The following is a 20,010-nucleotide window of genomic DNA, read 5'->3' as shown; positions in this document are numbered from 1 at the left end:
ACATGCCCGAATCATCCGAACTGTTGAAGCTGATCTTCGGCCGCCTCACCTGGGAGGCGATCCCGCTGCACGAGCCCATCCTCCTGGTCACCTTCGCCGCCGTGCTGCTCGGCGGGGCGGCGGTGGTCGCGGGCCTGACCTATTTCCGCCTGTGGGGACCGCTGTGGCGCGACTGGATCACCAGCATCGATCACAAGAAGATCGGCATCATGTACATCATCCTAGGCCTGGTGATGCTGCTGCGCGGCTTCGCCGACGCCCTGATGATGCGCACCCAGCAGGCCATCGCCTTCGGCGACAACCCGGGCTTCCTGCCGCCGCACCACTACGACCAGATCTTCACGGCGCACGGCGTGATCATGATCTTCTTCGTGGCCATGCCCCTGGTCACGGGCCTCATGAACTTCGTCGTGCCGATGCAGATCGGCGCGCGCGACGTGGCCTTCCCGTTCCTCAACAACTTCAGCTTCTGGATGACCGCCTTCGGCGCCGTCCTGGTGATGGCGTCGCTGTTCGTGGGCGAGTTCGCGCGCACCGGCTGGCTGGCCTATCCGCCGCTGTCGGGCATCGCGTTCAGTCCTGACGTGGGGGTGGACTACTACATATGGTCGCTGCAGGTGGCGGGGGTGGGGACGACGCTCTCGGGCATCAACCTGCTCGCGACGATCGTGAAGATGCGCGCGCCCGGCATGACCTTCATGAAGATGCCCATCTTCACGTGGACCTCGCTGTGCACCAACGTGCTGATCATCGTGAGCTTCCCGGTCCTGACCGCGGTGCTCGCGCTGCTGTCGCTCGACCGCGTCGTCGGCACCAACTTCTTCACCAACGATCTCGGCGGCAACGCCATGATGTACGTGAACCTGATCTGGATCTGGGGCCACCCCGAGGTCTACATCCTGGTGCTGCCGGCCTTCGGCGTGTTCTCCGAGGTGGTGTCCACCTTCTCCGGCAAGCGGATCTTCGGCTACGCGTCGATGGTCTACGCGACGGTGGTGATCACCATCCTGTCGTACCTCGTGTGGCTGCACCACTTCTTCACGATGGGCTCCGGGGCGAGCGTCAACTCGTTCTTCGGCATCACGACCATGATCATCTCGATCCCGACGGGCGCGAAGATCTTCAACTGGCTCTTCACGATGTACAAGGGCCGCATCCGCTACGAGGTGCCGATGCTCTGGGCGATCGGCTTCATGTTCACCTTCACGATCGGCGGCATGACCGGCGTGCTGCTGGCCGTGCCTCCGGCGGACTTCGTGCTGCACAACAGCCTGTTCCTGATCGCCCACTTCCATAACGTGATCATCGGTGGCGTGGTGTTCGGCATGTTCGCCGGCATCACCTACTGGTTCCCGAAGGCCTTCGGCTACAAGCTCGACACGTTCTGGGGCAAGTGCTCGTTCTGGTTCTGGCTGGTGGGCTTCTGGCTCGCCTTCGCGCCGGTCTACGTGCTGGGCTTCATGGGCGTCACGCGCCGCCTGAGCCACTTCGAGGATCCGTCGTTCCAGATCTGGTTCCAGATCGCGGCCTTCGGCGCCTTCCTGATCCTGTGCGGCATCGTCTGCATGGGCATCACGCTGGTGGTGAGCTTCATGCGCCGTGAATCGCTGCGCGACCACACGGGCGATCCGTGGGACGGCCGTACGCTGGAGTGGTCGACCTCGTCGCCGCCGCCGGCCTACAACTTCGCGTTCACGCCGCAGATCCACGACAGCGACGCCTGGGCCGACATGAAGGCGCGCAACTACCAGCGTCCGAGCGCGGGCTTCATGCCGATCCACATGCCCAAGAACACCTGGGCCGGTTTCGTGATCTCGGCGCTGGCCGGAGCCTTCGGCTTCTGCATGATCTGGCAGATGTGGCTGCTGGCCGGCGCATCGTTCGCGCTGCTGGTGCTGGTCTCCATCGTCCACACCTTCAACTACAAGCGCGATTACTACATCCCCGCGGACGACGTCGTCCGCATCGAGGGCGATCGCACCCGCCTCATGGCCGCCCATGTCTGATTCCGCCGTCATGACCACTTCCTCCACCGCCACCAGCGTCGACGCGCCGGACAACCTGCGCTTCTACGTCCCGGGCGAGCATCACGTGGAGAACGGGACCCTGCTGGGGTTCTGGTTCTACCTGATGAGCGACTGCCTCATCTTCGCCTGCCTGTTCGCCATCTACGGCGTGCTGGGCCGCAGCTACGCGGCCGGGCCGTCGGGCGCGGACCTGTTCGACCTGAAGCTGGTGGCGATCAACACCTCGCTGCTGCTGTTCTCCTCCATCACCTACGGCTTCGCCATGCTGGAGATGCAGAAGCGGCAGAAGGGCAAGACGCTGGCCTGGCTGGCGATCACCGGGTTGCTCGGCTTGGGGTTCCTGGGACTGGAACTCTACGAGTTCGCGCACCTGATCCACGAGGGCGCGGTGCCGCAACGCAGCGCGTTCCTCTCGGCCTTCTTCGTGCTGGTGGGGACCCACGGCCTGCACGTGTTCTTCGGTTGCATCTGGCTGGTGGTGCTGATGGTGCAGGTCGGTCGCACCGGCCTCATCGCCGAGAACCGCCGCCGCCTGATGTGCCTGTCGATGTTCTGGCACTTCCTGGACGTGGTCTGGATCGGCGTCTTCACCTTCGTTTATTTGATGGGAGTGCTGAAATGAGCACCAGTCCGAGCGCCGCGGCGCCCTTCGAGAACAAGGCTCCGCGTGGCATCCATGCGCCGCCGGACAACGTCGACCACAGCCACGACAAGGACCACGGCCATGGCCACGGCCACGGCCACGACGACGATCACCACGACGGCGCCAGCCACAGCACGCTCAAGGGCTACGTGACCGGTTTCATCCTGGCGGTGATCCTCACGGCGATCCCGTTCTGGCTCGTCATGAACGACGTCATCGAGAGCCCGCGCACCACGGCGATCGTGATCCTCGCCTTCGCGGCGGTGCAGATCGTCGTGCACATGATCTACTTCCTGCACATGGACACGCGCTCCGAGGGCGGGTGGAGCCTGCTGGCCCTGATCTTCACGCTGGTCCTGCTCGTGATCATGCTGGCCGGTTCGCTGTGGGTGATGTATCACCTCAACACGAACATGATGCCCGGCATGATGGACCACGGGATGCACGCGCCGTCGTCTTGAGCGTCGAACCGGCGTCGCGGTCCCCGTCCGCCAGCATGGCTGCCGAACCGCATCGCCGGTCCGATGCCGGAGCGCCGCGCCGGCGGTCCGGCCCGTTGCTTCGCGGGCTGGCGGCGATCGTGGCGCTCGCCGTGTTCGCCGGTCTTATGGCACTGGGCACGTGGCAGGTCGAGCGCCGCATTTGGAAGCTGGCGCTCATCGAACGTGTCGAACGGCAGCTGCGCGCCGCGCCGATCGATCCCCCGACGACCATCGACCCGAAGCGCGACGAATACCGTCGCGTGCGCCTGACCGGCACCTTCCTGGACGACCGCGAGACCCTGGTGCAGGCCAGCAGCGAGCTCGGTGGCGGCTTCTGGGTGCTGACGCCGCTGCGCCTGGCCGATGGTCGGCAGATCCTGGTCAATCGCGGCTTCGTGCCGCCGGAGCGACGCGATCGTGCCGTGCGCGGCGAACGCACGCCGGCCATGGGTGAGGGCGGCACCGCGACGCTCGTCGGCCTGCTGCGCCTGAGCGAGCCCGGCGGCGGCTTCATGCGACACAACGACCCGGCCGCCGATCGCTGGCATTCGCGCGACGTCGCGGCCATCGCCCGGGCGCGGGGTCTGGGCGAGGTGCTGCCTTATTTCGTCGATGCCGAGGCGACCGCCGCCGAGCGTGCCCAGCCGCAGCTGATGGCCGACGCCGACCGCATCTGGCCGGCGGCCGGACTGACGGTCATCCGCTTCAACAACCATCACCTGGTCTATGCGCTGACGTGGTACGGGCTGGCGCTGATGGTGGCGCTGGCCGCCGGCTACGTCGGGCGCGAATGGTGGCGCGAGCGCCGCGCCGGCCCTGGCGCGCGAACGGTGGTCGCAGCCGGCGCCGGTCCGGACCGGCCATGATCCGCCTGCCTTCGCTGCGTCGCCTGTCGCGGCGCGAGGCCAAGCTGCCGCGCGGCGGCCACGCGATCGAGTCGGCCGCCGGCCTGCGCAACCTGGAGCAGCTCGTCCAGCTGCGCTGGATCGCCGCCTTCGGCCAGATCGTGACGATCGGCGTGGTGCATTTCGGCTTCGACATCCGATTGCCGCTGGACCAGATGACGATCGTGCTGGGCTGCCTGATCGTCTTCAATTTCCTGAGCCTGCAGCGCGCGCGGCTCGGCCGCAAGGTCACCAACGGCGAGCTGTTCCTGAACATGCTGGTCGACCTGGGCCTGCTCACCGCGCAGCTCTACCTGAGCGGCGGCACGACCAATCCCTTCGTCTTCCTCTACCTGCTGCAGGTCATCCTGGGCGCCGTGCTGCTCAAGGCCTGGTCGAGCGCAACCATGGCGGTGGTCACCATCCTGTGCCTGGCCGGGCTGGCGATCTTCTCGGTGCCGCTGCCGCTGGCGCTCGATCACGATCAGGGCCTCTCGAGTCCCTACATCCAGGGCCTGCTGGCGTGCTTCGCGTTGGACGCGGCGCTGCTGATCGTCTTCATCAGCCGCATCAACGCCAACCTGCGCTCGCGCGACGAGCGGCTGGCCGAATTGCGCCAGCGCGCCGCCGAGGAGGAGCTCGCCGTCCGCATGGGCCTGCTGGCCTCCGGCGCCGCGCACGAGCTGGGCACGCCGCTGGCCACGCTCTCGGTCATCCTCGGCGACTGGCGGCGCATGCCGGAGTTCAAGGGCAACCCGGAACTGCTGCAGGAGATCGGCGAGATGCAGGTGCAGCTGCAACGCTGCAAGTCGATCGTCAGCGGCATCCTGCTGTCGGCCGGCGAGGCGCGTGGGGAATCCTCGGCCGCGACCACGGTGGCGGACTTCCTCGACGACGTGGCGCGCGAGTGGCGGGCCACGCGGCCGGTGGTGGCCTTCGACTACGCCAACCATTTCGGCGAGGACCTGTCGATGGTGTCCGACTCGGCCTTCAAGCAGACCATCTGCAACGTGCTGGACAACGCCCTGGAGGCCTCGCCCCGCTATGTCGCGCTCGAGGCGACGCGCGCGGGCGACACGCTGGTCATCACCGTCACCGACACGGGCCGTGGCTTCGCGCCGCGCATGCTGGCGCAGCTGGGCAAGCCCTACCAGTCGAGCAAGGGGCGCCCCGGCGGCGGACTGGGCCTGTTCCTGGTGGTCAACGTGCTGCGCACGCTCGGCGGCAGCGTGACGGCCGCCAACCGGCCGGGCGGGATCGGTGCCATCGTGACGATGCGCCTGCCGCTGGCCGCGATCGCGCTCGACGACGAACTGGAGCAGCTGCTGGCTGCCGACAAGCAGAAAGGATCCGCCGATGGCCGATGACGACACTCCCGCGCGCCACCTCCTGATCGTCGAGGACGACGCCGCCTTCGCGCGCATCCTCGGACGCTCGTTCGAACGCCGCGGCTACACGGTGAGCCTGGCCGACAGCTTCGACCAGGTCGCCGCGCTGCTGCAGCGCGAGCCCGGACCGGGCTATGCCGTGGTCGACCTCAAGCTCAACGGCGAGAGCTCCGGCCTGGCCTGCGTGCGGCTGCTCAACGCGCACGATCCCGGCATGCTGATCGTGGTGCTGACGGGTTTCGCCAGCATCGCCACGGCGGTCGAGGCGATCAAGCTCGGCGCCTGCCACTACCTGGCCAAGCCGTCGAACACCGACGACATCGAGGCCGCCTTCGGCCGCGCCGAGGGCACCACCGAGGTCGAACTGACCAACCGCGCCTCGTCGATCAAGACGCTCGAATGGGAGCGCATCCACGAGGTGCTGGCCGAGACCGGTTTCAACATCTCCGAGACCGCACGCCGCCTGGGCATGCACCGGCGCACCCTGGCGCGCAAATTGGACAAGCAGCAGGTGAAGTAGGGCCCGGCGGGCGGGACCGGAGGGGTCAGTGGCCCGGCCGGTTCGCCTGCAGCGCGGCCTTCAGGCGCCGGACCTCGTGCTGGAGGTCGAGGATCAGCGCGGCGGCGTCGAGCTCGACGCCGAAGTCGCGCTGCAGCCGCCGCGCTTCCAGTGCGCGCTGCAGGTCGGCGTCGCGGAAGCGCCAGCGTTCGGGTTCGGTCCCGGCATCGGGCGGCGCGTGCTCGACGATGCCGATCTCCACCAGCTGGACCACCCAGGCGACCTCGGCGCCGCAGGCGTGCGCGAGATCGCGGGCGGCGAGCGACGGCGTGGCGTCGACCACCGAAGCGGTGACGGAGACGGCGCCGGCCGAGCGCGAGGCGGTCACCGACGAGACGGAAAAGCGGGCCATGGTGTTTCAGCCTTTCAGGTGTTGGCGCGGATCGAAGCCGGCGGTGGCGGCGGCGAGCTGGCGGTAGGCCTCGCGCGCGGCATCGTCGGTGGCGGGCGGCAGGGCGATGTCGAGAAGCAGGTAGAGGTCGCCCGGGGTCGTGCCCGGGAAGCCCCGGCCCCGGAGCCGCAGCTTCATCCCGCTGCGCGACTTCGCCGGCACGGTGACTTCCACCGCGCCGCCGCCGGGCACCGGCACCTCCACCGACGCGCCCAGCGCGGCCTCGCTCGGCGTCACCGGCAGCGTCATGGTCAGGTCGCGGCCGTCGATGCGGTAGAGCCGGTGCGGGGCGATGCGCACTTCCAGGAACAGGTCGCCGGCGGGCTCGCCGCCATGGCCGGGCATGCCCTGGCCGGCCAGGCGGACGTACTGGCCCGGATGCACGCCGGCGGGGATCTTCACCGCCAGGGTGCGCGTGGTGAAGGCCGGCTGGCCGTCGGCGCCGGTCTCGACCGCGCGCAACGAGATCTCGCGCTCGCTGCCGCGCAGGGCGTCCTCCAGCGTGATCTCGATGGCGGCGTGGTGGTCCTCGCCCTTGGCGCGATGGTTCTGCCGGGCGGCGCCGCGCCGTTCGGCCGCGCCGAAGAGCGAGGAGAAGAAGTCGCTGAAGTCGGCCTGGTCGGCCGGTCCGCCCGCGCCGGGGCCGGCGGCGCCGCGATGGAACTCGTAGCCTTCGTCCCAGCCGGGCGGCGGCTGGAAGTCGCCCTCGGGCCGGCCGCCGCGCGCCACGCGGTCGGCCAGCGCGTCGTAGGCGGCGCGCTTCTCCTTGTCGCGCAGCACGTCGTTGGCCTCGTTGACGTCGCGCATCTTCTGCTCGGCGTCGGCCTCCTTGCTGACGTCGGGGTGGTACTTGCGCGCGAGCCGACGGTAGGCCTTGCGCACGTCGTCTTCCGACGCCGTGCGCTCCAGACCGAGCACCTGGTAGTAGTTCTTGAAGTCCATGGCGTTGAACGTGGCGGTGGGAGTGGAAAAGAAAAGGGGCGGGCAGCGGCGGCGGTGCGGGACGCGGGGCGGATCGTTCAGGCGATGGCGGCGCCGGCGTCGCGTCCCCGCTCCTCGGGAAGGGACGGCAGGACCAGCGTCTCGACGCTCCAGGTCCCGTCGCGGCGCGCGAAGCGCAACGGCTGCGCGTTGCCGAGCGCGCCGGTTTCCAGCGCGACCCCCAGCAGCGCCGCCAGCGCGTAGAGCGTGCCGCCGTGGGCGACCACCAGCACCGGGCCGGGCAGCGCCAACGCCGCGTCGAGCGCGGCGCGCTTGCGCTCGACGAACTGCGCCAATGTCTCGCCGCCCTCGGGTTCGCAGGCCCAGTCGATGTTCGCCGACGAGGTGCCGATCAGCGCGCCGAAGTGGCGTTCGCGCAGGCGCGGCTGCGACGCCGGCACGAGCCCGAGCCGCGCCGCGACCGTGTGCGCCGTGTCGAAGGCGCGGCGGGCGTCGCTGCAGACCACGGTGCGGATCGGCTCGCCGGCCAGCCGCCCGGCCGCGCGCGCCGCCTGGGCGAGGCCCAGCTCGCTCAACGGCTCGTCGACGTCCTGGAAGATGCGCGCCGCGTTGCGGCCGGTCTGACCATGGCGCAGGAAGTAGAAGTGGTCGCAGCCCGGGTCGAGCGGATGGGCGGCGCCGAGCTGCACGATCTGCGCGAGTCCGGGAACGGCTTGGGGCATGGGACGGGTCATGGCGGGGTGGTCGTCGGAAGTGATGGTGTAGGAAAGTGGAGGAAAGCGTGTCGGACTCAGTAGGCCAGCCGCAGCGGCGGCCCCTCGCGCTGCGCGCGCACGTCCTCCGGGTGGAAGGGCAGCGGCAGCCAGCGCTTGGCGGCGAACAGCGGCAGCTGGTCGTAGGCGCGCGGCGAGGCCGGGTCGCTGCTCTGGCCGTAGGTGAGCAGACCCTGGGCCACGGGACCGCGGGCGTCGAAGGTCACGACCTGCAGGTAGCTGCTGCCGTAGTTGATGCGCCAGCCGCCCGGCGCGATGCGCGGCTGGCCCTGCGATTCGAGCTTGTTGAGCACGCCCTCGAACTCGTCGCCGCCATGCAGCGCCACGCGCCGGCCACGCACCTCGTGCCACTGCGCCTCGCCCAGCGCCGCGTCGGGCGCATAGCCGGCGGCGCGCAGGGCCGCCACGGCATCGCCCAGGGCCTCGAAGACGGCCTCGCGCGTGGCGGGCACGGCCATGTCGAGCCCGGACGGGGTCGTCACGGGCTGGCGCGCATCGAAGGGCACGCGCCAGACCTTCGGCACGTCCCGGGCCTGGCGCCAGAACTCGCGGAACAGGGGCGCGCCGCGCGCGTCGGCGTCGCTGGTGCGGTTCCAGCCGGCCAGCACGCGGCAGCCGGTGGCCTGGTCGGCGCTCAGGCCTGCATGGCCCGGGGAGCCGCAGGCGGCGACGAGGTCGTCCATCACCAGTGCGCCGGCCAGGTTGCGATTCCTGAAGATCACGCTGCGGACCTCGTCCGCACCCATGCGGTTGCCCGGCAGGCCATCGGTGCCGGCGAGCCGGGCGCGGATCTCCAGGATGCCGCTGCGCGTGCGCAGCCGCTGCGGCGTGCCCACCGGCCCGACCAGCGGCGAGACGTCGGCCGTCGGTGCGACGTCGGGGTTGCTCAGCCAGAAGCCGTCGTTGCTGTTCTGCACCCAGGCGTCGGTCACCAGCACCGGCATGCGCGCCGGCGGGATGCGTCCTGGCGCGGCGGCCGACGGGTCCTGGCGCCAGGCGCAGGCGCTGCGCGAGCCGTCGAGCACCGGCAGGCCGGCCGCCTTGAACAGCGCGGCGGCGGCGGGCGAGGGCGCGCAGGCGCGCAACTGCCCGGCCGACACGTCCGGCACGACCGACAGGTCGGCGTACAGCGCCCGGCCGTGACGGTCGGCCGCGAGGGTGTTGATCCACGGCATGCCCTGGTTGCCCATGGCGTCGCGCAGTCCGGTCACGTCGCGCGCCCGGGCCATGCGCATCCAGCTCTCGATGGAACGCACGTTCAGCGTGTTGGCGTCGCGCAGGGCATAGGCCTTCTGGGTGGTCCAGCCGAGGCCGGCGCGTGGCAGCGCGATGACCGGTCCCCAGTCGGTCGAAAAGAAGGTCTGCCGGAGGGTCGTCCCGCCGGGCAGCGGCACCTCGACCGTGCGCGCCGTCATCGTCCGGGGCTGGCCGTCGACGAGGTAGACGGTCGGGTCGGCCGGGTCGAGCGCGAGTTCGTAGAGCGTGAAGCGCTTGCCGGTGGAGACGGTGTGCGTCCAGGCGACGTCCTTGTTGAAGCCGATGGCGACCACCGGGCTCAGGCCGCCGGTCGCGCCCATGACGTCGACCTGGCCGGGAATCGTGAGGTGCAGCTGCCAGAAGCGGTTGGTGCCGTTCCACGGAAAGTGCGGGTTGCCCAGCAGCACGCCCTTGCCGTCGGGCGTGGCCTCGCGGCCGAAGGCCCAGCCGTTGGAGCCCGGCTCGCCGCCGTCGGGTCTGGCGTCGAAGCCGTGACGGGCGATCTCGATGGCGGCCTCGCGCGGGTCGACCGGCCGTTCGTCGGCGGGGGCGGCGCCCAGGGCCGTCGCCTTCGGTGGCGGCCTGGCGGCCAGCACCGCGCCGGCCAGGGCGCCCAGGCCGCCCTGGATCATCGACAGCTCGGTGGCGCGCGCCAGGTCGGCCGGCGTCATCGGTCGCACCCAGGGGCGGTCGCGGCAGGCCTCGGGCAGGCCGCCGGGGCCGACGTCGCGCAGGTGGCGGTTGTAGCCGGCGACGTAGCCGCGCAGGGCCGCGCGGGCGTCCGGGCCGAGCGCCTCGGCGGCGCGCGCCAGTGCATCGTCGTCCATGTGCCGGCGCACGAACAGGTCGATCTGCGCGTTCGACAGGCGCCCCAGGCCCAGGTCGCCCATGGCCTGCGGTCCGAGGAACAGCGAGCGCTCGCCGCGCACCGTGAGCAGGTGCTCGGCGGTCTGGCAGACGTTGTCCTGCGCGTGAGCGTAGGCCGTGCCGTAGGCCAGACCCTCGTGGTCCGGCGCGGTGACGTGCGCGATGCCGTGGGTCGTGCGCTCGATCACGACGCTGCGCGTGCCGTCGGCGGACGGCGGGGCGGCGCAGCCCGACAGGACCCCCGACAGCATGGCGATGCAGGACAGGAGCGGTCCGCACCGGCGCATCCGGTGGCGGCGGTCTGGCGGGGGCGGTGGGGTCATGGCGCGGCTCCTTGGCGGGTTCGGGCGGTTCGGCGGCCTCTTCGGATTCGTCGGCGCCATCGAGCGGCGGATCGTCCGCATCGCCGCCAGGTGATCGCGACCCCGTCGGTCAGAACTTCGGGATGCGCAGCGTCTTGCTGATCATCAGCGTGCCGGAGAGCGCGAACAGCAGCACCAGCGGATGCAGCACGGCCGGGCCGACGCTCCACGCGCCGCCCCAGATCGCGTCGCCGACGCGGCCCTGCCAGGCGGCCCAGGCCAGGACGCCCACCAGCACGACGCTGGTCGGGATCGGCGTGCCCTCGAAGTATTTGACCTTGTCGGCGCCCTCGGACAGCGCCTCGGCCGTGACGTTGTAGCGCGCGAGCCGGCTGACGCCGCAGCAGACGAAGTAGATCAGCGCGACGCAGTCCCAGCCGCCGTCGAGCCCGGCGGCGAAGGCCAATGCGGCCGGCGCCACACCGAAGGAGATCACGTCGGCCAGCGAATCGAGTTCGCGCCCGAGCGCCGAATGGGTCTGGCGCCAGCGCGCGACCCGGCCGTCGAAGACGTCGAAGACGAAGGCGGCCGGCGCCAGCGCGGCGGCCCAGAGGAACAGCTCGGTCGACCGGCTGGCGACATAGGCCATCGCCAGGAACACCGCGCCGACGCCGCAGGCAGCGTTGCCGAGCGTGAAGGCGTCGGCCAGGTGGAAGCCGCGGATCATCGAGAAATGCCGGGGCGCCGGGCGCGTGGCCGAGGGAGGAAGTGGAGCCATGGTGCGATCGATTGCCGGTGGACGAGGAAGGCCGTCACCTTAGCGCAAGCGCGCTCCGGGCCTTGTAGTCGCAGGTCGATCAGGCCGGCGTCGCGGCGGCGGCCGGGGCGCCCTGTGCCTCCGGCGCATCGGCGCCGCGCAGTGCCGTCTCGACGCGCCGGGCCACGATGGCCACCAGGGCCTGGCGCTGCGCCGAGGCGCTGGCGCGCCAGCGCGGGCCGTCGGCCTTCGATTCCCAGTCGGCATGGTTGCGCGCCGGTCGCGCCGCGCGCACCGCGAGGGCGATGTCGCGCATGCCCGGACCACCTGTGGCGGGTGCGCCCGCGACCGCGTCGGCCGCGTCGGCGACGACCGGCCCGGTGGCGCCGTGACCGCGGCGTTCCAGCGCCCGCACCAGCGCGACCTGCCACTCGGCGATCAGGTAGAGCGCGCCGTCCTCCACGCTCAGTTCGCGCACGTCGCGCAGCGCATTGACCATCTTGCGGCCGAGCGGTCCCCAGCCCTGCGCGAGCGCGCCGCCGATGGCGCCGCCCAGCGCCGCCCCGGCGCCCAGCGACAGCCCGCCCACGGCCAGGTCGGCCGCCACGCCGACGGCCACGCCCACCGCGGCGCCCTTGCCCAGGCGCAGGCCGGCGTCCTTCAGGGCCTCGGGGCTGAAGAAGTCCATCGACCAGCGTCCTTCCAGCAACGGCAGCGGCGCCTCGCTGGCATCGCCTTCGCGAAAGCCGTGCAGCGCCAGCAGGTCGGTGGCGCAGCGCTGCGCCTTGTCGAACACGTCCCGGCGCAGGGTCGCCAGCAGCGGCGCGCGGCGTGCCTCGTCGTCGAACTCGGCGACCGTGGCCGTCCGGCGCATGGCGGCGGCGTCGACCAGCAGCTCGGCGATGCGCTCGCCGGCGGCGGTCCGACGTGCGGCGGCTTCGCGCTCCAGGAAGGCGATAACGCCCTGGAGTTGGCCGCGCCGCTCGCGCAGCAGGGTGACCAGGTCCTGGTAGAGGTCGCGCTCGGCGCCGACGAAGGGCGCGGCGGCGTCGAAGCGCACCACCGCGTGCATGCCGTAGGCCGCCAGCAGGGCGCGCCATTCGGGCTCGCGGTGGTCGGCGGCGCGCACGAAGTTCAGCACCGGCAGCACCGGGCGGGCGCAGGAGCGGATCAGCTCGATCTCGTCGCGGAACTTGGGCAGCACCGGTTCGCGCGCGTCGATGACCAGGAAGGCCGCGTCGACGTCGAGCAAAGTGCGCAGCACCTTGGCCTCCTGCTCGAAGACGCCATGGGCCTCGGGACCGTCGAGAAAACGGCGGATGCGCTCGGGCGGCGTCGCGGCGGTGGCGGCACCTGCTGCCGCACCGTCGGCCGGGGTGACGCGCTCGACGTGCTCGCGCAGGGCGACGGCGTCCTCCAGCCCGGGTGTGTCGAGGAAGCGCACGGCGGCACGGCCGTCGACCGTCAGATCGATGCGCTCGACGTGGCGGGTGGTGCCGGGGCGATCGGACACCGCGCCGAAATCGACCCGCCGCGTCAGCGTGCGCAGCAGCGAGGTCTTGCCGGCGTTGGTGTGGCCGACGACGGCGATGCGCAGGGCCTCGGTCGTGCCGGCGTGGCTGGTCGTGTCGGGCGACGGACGCGGATTCATGCGATGGTTTCCGGGTGCGTGGCCGTCAGGGCGTCGGCCAGCGTATCGCTCGCCGCGATGGCGTCGAGCCCGGTGTCGACCAGCCACTGCCGCCAGCGGGCGCGCGACGCGACGTCGGCAGATGCGGCGGACGCATCGGACACCAGCCACAGGCGGCAGGCGCCGCTGTGGGCGAGCAGTTCCCGCAACAGGCGTTCGGTGCCGCGATCCGGGCTCGATGCCGCGCGGACTGCCAGCACCAGCGCGGCCGGCCGCAGGCGGGCGACGGCGTCGAGCAGCGCGCGGCGGCTGCGCGCATCGCCGTCGGCCTGGGGCAGTGCCGTCGCGTCCCGGGGCAGGTCGGCGGGAGGCCAGGGGTGGCCGGGCGCGAGTTCGAACGCCGCCACGGCGAGCGCGTCGCCGACGGCGGCGCCGTCGGGCGATGGCCGTGCAGCGGACGGCGATCTGCCAGGATCGGCATCGACGATGTCGGGCGGTGCCAGGGCCTCGAAGCGGGCCGCCAGGCGCCGGTAATAGGGCCGTGACAAGTCGGGGGCCATGGCGGTCCGGCGTGCACGCCACATCGCCAGACTCAGGGCCAGCAGCACCGCGCGCGGCAGCAAGCCGTAGACGACGATGCAGCCGACCAGCCACAGCGCCCAGGTGCGCTGCACGGTGGCATCGGTCGCGGCGGCGTCCGTGCGGGGCGCCAGCACGGCAACGGCGTCGGGCACCGGAAAACCCAGCCACGACGGCGCGTGGCCGAGGAATTCGACCGTGCGCTGGAAGAAGCGGGGCTCGAGGATGGTGGTCTCCCAGTCGAGCGTGTAGCGATGGAAGGCCAGCGCGAACAGCATGGCGCCGAGGACGGCGACGAACGAGAGCGTCCAGAGGCCGTGGCTGGCGATGCCGGTCGCCCAGGGCAGCAGCCGTGCCCGCGCCAGCAGCCGGCTCGCCGCGCGCACCAGCACCGGCGCCTGGCCCTGGCGGCCGCCGGCCACGCGCGCCGTGAGCGTCGCCCACAGCCAGCCCAGCGACGCGCGCGGGCGGTCGGACAGGCGCAGCGGCAGAACCAGGCCGAACAGCCAGGCGATCAGGGTGAGGAGATGCACGCCCAGCAGGCTCACGAGGGCGGCGATGACGTTGATGCGGCGGTCGCCGCCGCCGGTGACGCCGCCGGCCAGCGCCAGGCCGGCCGCCACGATCAGCACCACCAGGGCGGCTGCGATCCAGGGCGCCCAGTGCCGCGCGCGGTCGATCTCGTCGTCGAGCCCGATGCGCCGGCCCAGGATCCGGGCGCGCATGGCGATGCGTTCCTGCATCGTGCCGTCCGTCGCGTACGCCGTGCGCAGGGCGCCGTCGTCGTCGAGCGGTCCTGTTTCCTCGATGAGCCGGACGGCCTCGGTGACCAGCGCATCGCGGCGTGCCGATGGAATGGAAAAGTCGACGTCCGGTGCCATGTGATCGTCAGTGACGCGTCGGAAAACGAAACGGGGCCGCGATGGCGGCCCCGTGCGATCCCGGCATGCAGGACGTTGGAAAGAAAGGGTTCAGCGCAGGCCGAAGAACGACAGCACGGCCACCACGACCACGACCAGACCGACGATGTAGATGATTGAATTCATGAAGGCGCTCCTCGTGATTGACGATGGAATGACCTTCCCATCGTCGCGGAAATCGACTGTCGGCAACGGGCAATGAGCCATGTAGGACTTCCGACTTAATGGTCACTTCGCTAAACCATCGGTATTCAGGCATCCTCGCCAAGGAAGCCGCCGCTCTGGTGCGACCACAGGCGCGCATACAGGCCGTTCTGCGCCAGCAGCGAGGCATGGTCGCCTTCCTCCACCACGCGGCCCTCGTCGAGCACGATGAGGCGGTCCATCGCGGCGATGGTCGAGAGCCGGTGCGCGATGGCGATCACCGTCTTGCCCTCCATGAGGCGGTAGAGGCTGGCCTGGATCGCGGCCTCGACCTCCGAGTCGAGCGCGCTGGTGGCCTCGTCGAGCAGCAGGATCGGCGCGTCCTTGAGCATCACCCGTGCGATGGCGATGCGCTGGCGCTGCCCGCCCGACAGCTTCACGCCGCGCTCGCCGACATGCGCGTCGTAGCCGATGCGGCCCTTGGCGTCGCCCAGCGAGCGGATGAAGACGTGCGCCTCGGCGCGTTCGGCCGCGGCCTCGACCTCGTCGTCGCTCGCGTCCGGGCGGCCGTAGGCGATGTTGTCGGCCACCGAGCGATGCATCAGCGAGGTGTCCTGCGTGACCATGCCGATGTGCTTGCGCAGCGAATCCTGCGTGACGCGGGCGATGTCCTGGCCGTCGATCAGGATGCGCCCGCTCTCCAGGTCGTGGAAGCGCAGCAGCAGGTTCACCAGCGTCGACTTGCCCGCGCCGGAGCGTCCGACCAAGCCGATCTTCTCGCCCGGGCGCACGGTGAGGTTCAGGTCGTCGATGATGCGACGGCCGCCTTCCTTGCCGTAGGCGAAGCTCGCGTGCTCGAAGCGCACCTCGCCGCGCGGCACCGCGAGCGTGGGGGCGTCCGGCACGTCGAGCACGCTGCGCGGCTGCGACAGCGTCTTGACGCCGTCCTGGACCGTGCCGATGTTCTCGAACAGGCTGGTCATCTCCCACATGATCCAGTGCGACATGCCCTGCAGCCGCAGCGCCATCGCCGTCGCCGCGGCCACCGCGCCGACGCCGACCGTGCCCTGCGACCACAGCCACAGCGCCATGCCGGCCATGCCGGCGGTCAGGCCCATGCTGAGCGCGTGGTTGACGATCTCGAAAGCGCTGACCAGCCGCATCTGCGCGTTGCCGGTGACCTGGAACTCCTGCATGGCCTCGCGCGCGAAGCCGGCCTCGCGGTGCGTGTGCGAGAACAGCTTGACGGTGGCGACGTTGGTGTAGGCGTCGGTGATGCGACCGGTCATGAGCGCGCGCGCGTCGGCCTGCGCCTTGCCGACCTTGCCCAGCCGCGGCACGAAGAACCACAGCGCCGCGACATAGAGCACCAGCCAGACGGCGAAGGGCCAGATCAGCTGGCGGTCGAGCACGGCGGCCAGCACGATGATGGTCGAGACGTAGACCACCATGGCGATCAGCACGTCGGCCAGCACGAAGATCGTGTCGCGCACGGCGATGGCCGTCTGCATCACCTTGGCCGTGATGCGGCCGGCGAACTCGTCCTGGTAGAACGCCATGCTCTGGCCGAGCAGCAGGCGGTGGAAGTTCCAGCGCAGCCGCATCGGCAGGTTGATGGCCAGCGCCTGGTGCTTGACGATGGTCTGCAGCGCCACCACGAAGATGCTGGCGAACAGCGCGACGGCGATCCACGTCAGCGTCGTGCCGCGGTCCTCCCACAGGCGCGCCGGCGACTGGCTGCCGAGCCAGTCGACGATGCGCCCGAGCATGGCGAACAGCCAGGCCTCGAAGGCGGCGATGACGGCCGTCAGCAGGCCCATCGTCGCGATCAGACCCCGGGTGCCCTGCGTGCAGGCCCAGAGGAAGGGGATGAACCGGGCGGGTGGCACGGCCGGCTCGGCCGCGGGGTAGGGGGGAAGGAGCTTCTCGAAGAAACGGAACACGATCGGGGAATTCTCTGTGACGTGCCCCCCACCATGACGGTGCCGCCGTCCACCGCCGTAGACCGGATGGCGACGTCGAGAGCGCTTCAGCGGCGTCGCTGCAGCGCTTCGGGATTCACGATGTTCGTCGGATTGTCCTGCACGAAGTTGACGACATTGTCGAAGGCCTGACCGAAGTAGGACTCGTAGCTGTCGAGTTCGACATAGCCGAGGTGCGGCGTGCAGATGCAGTTTTCAAGGCGCAGCAGCGCATGGCCCTGCAGCGGCGGCTCGCTCTCGAAAACGTCCACCGCCCCCATGCCCGGCCGGCCGCGATTGAGCGCGGTCAGCAGGGCGTCGGGCTCGACCAGCTCGGCGCGCGAGGTGTTCACGAATAGCGCGGTGGGCTTCATGCGCGAGAGGTCGTCGAAGCCGACGATGCCGCGCGTGGACTCGTTCAGGCGCAGGTGCACCGTCAGCACGTCGGAGGTCTCGAAGAAGGCCTCGCGGCTGGGCGCGACCTGGAAGCCGTCGGAGCGCGCCTGTTCGCGGCTGGCCTCGCGACCCCAGATCACCACCTGCATCCCGAAGGCCTGCCCGTAGCGCGCGACCAGCTGCCCGATGCGCCCGTAGCCCCAGATGCCCAGCGTCTTGCCCTTGAGCACCGAGCCGAGACCGAAGTTCGGTGGCATCGAGGCCGACTTGAAACCCGACTGCTGCCAGGCGCCGTGCTTGAGGTTGCTGATGTATTGCGGCAGCCGGCGCATGGCCGACATGATCAGCGCCCAGGTCAGCTCGGCCGGCGCCAGGGGCGATCCGACGCCCTCGGCCACCGCGACGCCGTGGTCGGTGCAGGCGGCGATGTCGATGTGGGAGCCGGCGCGGCCGGTCTGGGAGATCAGCCGGAGCCGGGGCAGCTTCTCGATCAGCTGGCGCGAGATCGGCGTCCGTTCCCGGGTCAGCACGATCACGTCGGCATCCTTGAGCCGGATCGAGAGCTGGCCGATGCCCTTGACCGTGTTGGTATAGACCTTGGCCGTGTAGGGATCGAGCTTGGCGGCGCAGCGCAGCTTGCGCACCGCATCCTGGTAGTCGTCGAGGATCACAATGTTCATGGCGTGTCATTGTGCCTCGCCATTCGGAGCGCGATTTCCAGCGCCGTCGAAGGGAATCGGCCGCCCGTGCCGACCCGCCCGACGGCTCGTCCCGCTCAGTGCAGCGTGCCGGCGCTGCGCGACAGTTCGGCGGCTTCCAGGGCCGCGAGCCGGTCGAGTTCGGCGCAGACGTCGACCAGCCGGCCCGACAGCACCAGTCGTCCGGTCACGCCGCCGCAGCGCTGGGCGTCGACCGTGCGGACGACGCGCAGGGGCCGCGGCGTCGCGACGGCGTGCGGCGGCAGGCGGTCCGCTTCGACGACCGCCCCGGCGCGGGGGCCACGCAGCGGACGTGCCGGAACGCGACGTGGTTGCGCCGTGTCGTCGGGGCTCGACGGGCGCGTCGGCATCCATCGGTTGGCGAGGGACTGCAGCGGCGAGAGCAGGTCGACCAAGGCGAGCAAAGCGATTCCCATGCGGATCTCCAGTGGACTGAGGGGTTGTCGAACGGTGGCGGACACCGGCGGATTCAGGATCGTCGGGGCGTGACGGAGCCGTGGCCGGGCGCCCAGCGCCCGCCACCCGTCGTGCCGCAGGAGCGCGGACCGGCTACATGAGCATCGTGTTGCGGATCAGGCCGACCGCCAGTCCTTCGATCTCGAAGGGCTCGCCCGGCTGCACGAAGATGGTCGGGTAGTCGGGGTTCTCGGCATGCAGCTCGACGGCTTCGCCGGTGCGCTTGAGGCGCTTGACCGTGACTTCCTCGCCCAGACGCGCCACCACGATCTGCCCGTTGCGGGCCTCGCGCGTGGACTGCACCGCCAGCAGGTCGCCGTCCATGATGCCGGCGTCGCGCATCGACATGCCGCGCACCTTCAGGAGGTAGTCGGGCTGGTGTTGGAACATGGTCCGCTCGACGTAGTAGGTCTGTTCGACGTGTTCCTGCGCCAGGATGGGCGAGCCCGCCGCCACGCGGCCGACCAGCGGCAGCGGCAGCTGGGAGGTGCCGGGCAATGCCAACGAGAACTGGTTGTTGCGCGATGCGTTCAGCGAACGCAGGGCGTCGCCCTTGAGGCGGATGCCGCGCGACGTGCCGCTGACGAGTTCGATGGCGCCCTTGCGCGCCAGGGCCTGAAGGTGCTCTTCGGCTGCGTTGGCGGAACGGAATCCCAGCTCGGCCGCGATCTCCGCCCGTGTGGGCGGCGCCCCCGTGCGGGCGATGGCCGCGCTGATCAGGTCGAGGATCTGCTGCTGCCGGGTTGTAAGCTTGATGGGAAATGGCATGGAAGCTCCTTGCGGTACTGTCTGGACATCCAGTATCTGTATTTTTGAACAGTTTTTGAAAGTTTGCAAGACATGGTCGACAACCCTCTGAACCGAAGGTCGCGCATCGTGGTGCTCGGCACTGGCGGCACCATCGCCGGCAAGGCGTCCGCCACGGGCGACAACGTCGGCTATGTCGCTGGACAGATCGGCGTCGCGGACATGCTCCACGGCATCGACGCGCCGCCAGGCGTGGTGCTGGTCACCGAACAGATCGCGCAGCTCGACAGCAAGGACATGGATGCGGCGACGTGGCAGACGCTGGCGCTGCGTTGCGCCGCCTGGCTGGCCGAGGCGGACGTGGTCGGCGTCGTTGTCACGCACGGCACCGACACGCTGGAGGAGACCGCCTTTTTCCTGCAATGCGTCCTGGCGCCGATGAAGCCGATCGTGCTGGTCAGCGCCATGCGCCCGTCGACCGCGTTGGCGCCCGATGGTCCGCAGAACCTTCGCGACGCGATCGCCGTGGCCGCCACGCCGGGCGCGCGGGGCGTGTGCGCGGTCGCCGCCGGCGCCGTGCACGGTGCCCACGACGTGCGCAAGGTGCAGACCTACCGGCTCGATGCGTTCGATTCCGGCGATGCAGGAGTGCTCGGATACGTGGAGGAGGAGGTGCTGCGCCGGCTGCGTGACTGGCCGGAATCCGATCGGGACGCCGCGCGACGGCGTTTCGAGGCGATGGCCCGGATGCCGCCCGCGAATTGGCCGCGCGTGGAGATCGTGACCAGCCATGCCGGGACCGACGGCCGACTCGTCGATCTGTTGGTGCGCGAGAACGCGATGGGGGCTCCCGCCGACCGGCTGCACGGTCTGGTCGTCGCCTCGACCGGCAACGGCACCGTCCATCGGGATCTGCAGGCTGCGGCATTGCGGGCGCAGGCAGCAGGGATCGCCGTGCTGCGGGCCACGCGCTGCGCCGGCGGGCGGATCGTGAGCCCGCCCGGAGAGGAAGAGGCAGTGCCGGGCGAATCCGCTCGGCTGCGCAGCGCGAACGATCTCACGCCCGTCAAGGCGCGGATCGCGTTGTTGCTGGAGTTGATCGGTTCGAGGGACGCGTGACGGCGATCGACGACGACCTCGTCGCCATCGATCCGCCGCGTGTGCGTTCGATCGCCGGGTCATGCGC

Annotated in this window: 19 protein-coding genes; 7 read left to right on the top strand and 12 right to left on the bottom strand. The window is 70.6% G+C overall.

Going from position 1 to position 20,010, the window contains the following annotated elements:
- The first annotated feature begins 2 nt into the window (after positions 1–2).
- Genes cyoB through ABID77_RS03535 form a run of 6 tightly spaced genes read left to right on the top strand, consistent with a single transcriptional unit; the run spans position 3 to position 5,944 of the window.
- The gene (gene cyoB, locus ABID77_RS03560; protein WP_429590962.1) at positions 3–2,006 is read left to right on the top strand and encodes a cytochrome o ubiquinol oxidase subunit I; all 2,004 of its coding nucleotides are present in this window, start codon (positions 3–5) and stop codon (positions 2,004–2,006) included.
- Positions 2,007–2,016: 10 nt separating this feature from the next.
- A complete protein-coding gene (gene cyoC / locus ABID77_RS03555; RefSeq protein ID WP_429590959.1) occupies positions 2,017–2,649 on the top strand; it encodes a cytochrome o ubiquinol oxidase subunit III in 633 nt (210 codons plus the stop codon).
- Positions 2,646–3,131 (top strand): cytochrome o ubiquinol oxidase subunit IV, encoded by a 486-nt coding sequence (cyoD, locus tag ABID77_RS03550; RefSeq protein ID WP_429590956.1) that lies wholly within the window; start codon positions 2,646–2,648, stop codon positions 3,129–3,131. The genes cyoC and cyoD overlap by 4 nt, the downstream gene beginning before the upstream one ends.
- Before the next feature lie 35 nt (positions 3,132–3,166).
- The gene (locus ABID77_RS03545) at positions 3,167–4,018 is read left to right on the top strand and encodes an SURF1 family protein (protein ID WP_429590954.1); all 852 of its coding nucleotides are present in this window, start codon (positions 3,167–3,169) and stop codon (positions 4,016–4,018) included.
- Positions 4,015–5,403, top strand: a complete 1,389-nt coding sequence (locus ABID77_RS03540; protein WP_429590951.1) for an ATP-binding protein — start codon at positions 4,015–4,017, stop codon at positions 5,401–5,403. Before ABID77_RS03545 ends, ABID77_RS03540 begins: the two co-directional genes overlap by 4 nt.
- Positions 5,393–5,944 (top strand): response regulator transcription factor, encoded by a 552-nt coding sequence (locus tag ABID77_RS03535; protein WP_429590948.1) that lies wholly within the window; start codon positions 5,393–5,395, stop codon positions 5,942–5,944. The genes ABID77_RS03540 and ABID77_RS03535 overlap by 11 nt, the downstream gene beginning before the upstream one ends.
- Before the next feature lie 25 nt (positions 5,945–5,969).
- Here ABID77_RS03535 and ABID77_RS03530 read toward each other — a convergent pair whose 3' ends face one another.
- The 12 genes from ABID77_RS03530 to lexA all read right to left on the bottom strand — a co-directional run bounded on the left by ABID77_RS03530 (position 5,970) and on the right by lexA (position 18,845).
- Complete coding sequence (locus ABID77_RS03530; RefSeq protein WP_429590945.1) at positions 5,970–6,335, bottom strand: chaperone modulator CbpM; 366 nt, start codon at positions 6,333–6,335, stop codon at positions 5,970–5,972.
- 6 nt (positions 6,336–6,341) lie between these two features.
- Complete coding sequence (locus ABID77_RS03525; RefSeq protein WP_429590943.1) at positions 6,342–7,316, bottom strand: DnaJ C-terminal domain-containing protein; 975 nt, start codon at positions 7,314–7,316, stop codon at positions 6,342–6,344.
- 77 nt (positions 7,317–7,393) lie between these two features.
- Entirely contained in the window at positions 7,394–8,038 is a 645-nt protein-coding gene (locus ABID77_RS03520) for a histidine phosphatase family protein (protein ID WP_429590940.1), read from the bottom strand.
- Between the two features lie 68 nt (positions 8,039–8,106).
- Complete coding sequence (locus ABID77_RS03515; protein WP_429590937.1) at positions 8,107–10,536, bottom strand: penicillin acylase family protein; 2,430 nt, start codon at positions 10,534–10,536, stop codon at positions 8,107–8,109.
- Positions 10,537–10,645: 109 nt separating this feature from the next.
- Positions 10,646–11,293 carry a CDP-alcohol phosphatidyltransferase family protein gene (locus tag ABID77_RS03510; RefSeq protein ID WP_429590934.1) on the bottom strand — a complete coding sequence of 216 codons (648 nt, stop codon included), beginning with the start codon at positions 11,291–11,293 and terminating at the stop codon, positions 10,646–10,648.
- Between the two features lie 79 nt (positions 11,294–11,372).
- Positions 11,373–12,923: a GTPase/DUF3482 domain-containing protein gene (locus ABID77_RS03505; protein WP_429590931.1), complete on the bottom strand. Its 1,551-nt coding sequence runs from the start codon at positions 12,921–12,923 to the stop codon at positions 11,373–11,375.
- Positions 12,920–14,362, bottom strand: coding sequence for a DUF2868 domain-containing protein (locus ABID77_RS03500; RefSeq protein WP_429590928.1), 1,443 nt, complete (start codon positions 14,360–14,362; stop codon positions 12,920–12,922). The genes ABID77_RS03505 and ABID77_RS03500 overlap by 4 nt, the downstream gene beginning before the upstream one ends.
- A 90-nt stretch (positions 14,363–14,452) precedes the next feature.
- Positions 14,453–14,593 (bottom strand): hypothetical protein, encoded by a 141-nt coding sequence (locus tag ABID77_RS03495; RefSeq protein ID WP_429590925.1) that lies wholly within the window; start codon positions 14,591–14,593, stop codon positions 14,453–14,455.
- A 59-nt stretch (positions 14,594–14,652) separates the two neighbouring features.
- Complete coding sequence (locus tag ABID77_RS03490; RefSeq protein WP_429590922.1) at positions 14,653–16,488, bottom strand: ABC transporter ATP-binding protein; 1,836 nt, start codon at positions 16,486–16,488, stop codon at positions 14,653–14,655.
- Between the two features lie 86 nt (positions 16,489–16,574).
- Positions 16,575–17,582: a D-2-hydroxyacid dehydrogenase family protein gene (locus ABID77_RS03485; RefSeq protein ID WP_429590919.1), complete on the bottom strand. Its 1,008-nt coding sequence runs from the start codon at positions 17,580–17,582 to the stop codon at positions 16,575–16,577.
- Between the two features lie 95 nt (positions 17,583–17,677).
- Positions 17,678–18,037, bottom strand: coding sequence for a hypothetical protein (locus tag ABID77_RS03480; RefSeq protein ID WP_429590916.1), 360 nt, complete (start codon positions 18,035–18,037; stop codon positions 17,678–17,680).
- Between the two features lie 133 nt (positions 18,038–18,170).
- A complete protein-coding gene (gene lexA, locus ABID77_RS03475; RefSeq protein ID WP_429590913.1) occupies positions 18,171–18,845 on the bottom strand; it encodes a transcriptional repressor LexA in 675 nt (224 codons plus the stop codon).
- Positions 18,846–18,917: 72 nt separating this feature from the next.
- Between lexA and ABID77_RS03470 the strand changes: the two genes are divergently transcribed.
- Positions 18,918–19,943, top strand: a complete 1,026-nt coding sequence (locus ABID77_RS03470) for an asparaginase (protein WP_429590910.1) — start codon at positions 18,918–18,920, stop codon at positions 19,941–19,943.
- Positions 19,944–20,010: the final 67 nt, after the last annotated feature.

Origin of the sequence: Variovorax sp. PvP013 (genome assembly GCF_050435945.1) — a bacterium.
In the GTDB taxonomy this organism is placed as follows: domain Bacteria; phylum Pseudomonadota; class Gammaproteobacteria; order Burkholderiales; family Burkholderiaceae_C; genus Variovorax.
The sequence above is the reverse complement of the archived record's forward strand: the minus strand, read 5'-3'. Positions and strand labels throughout refer to the sequence as shown.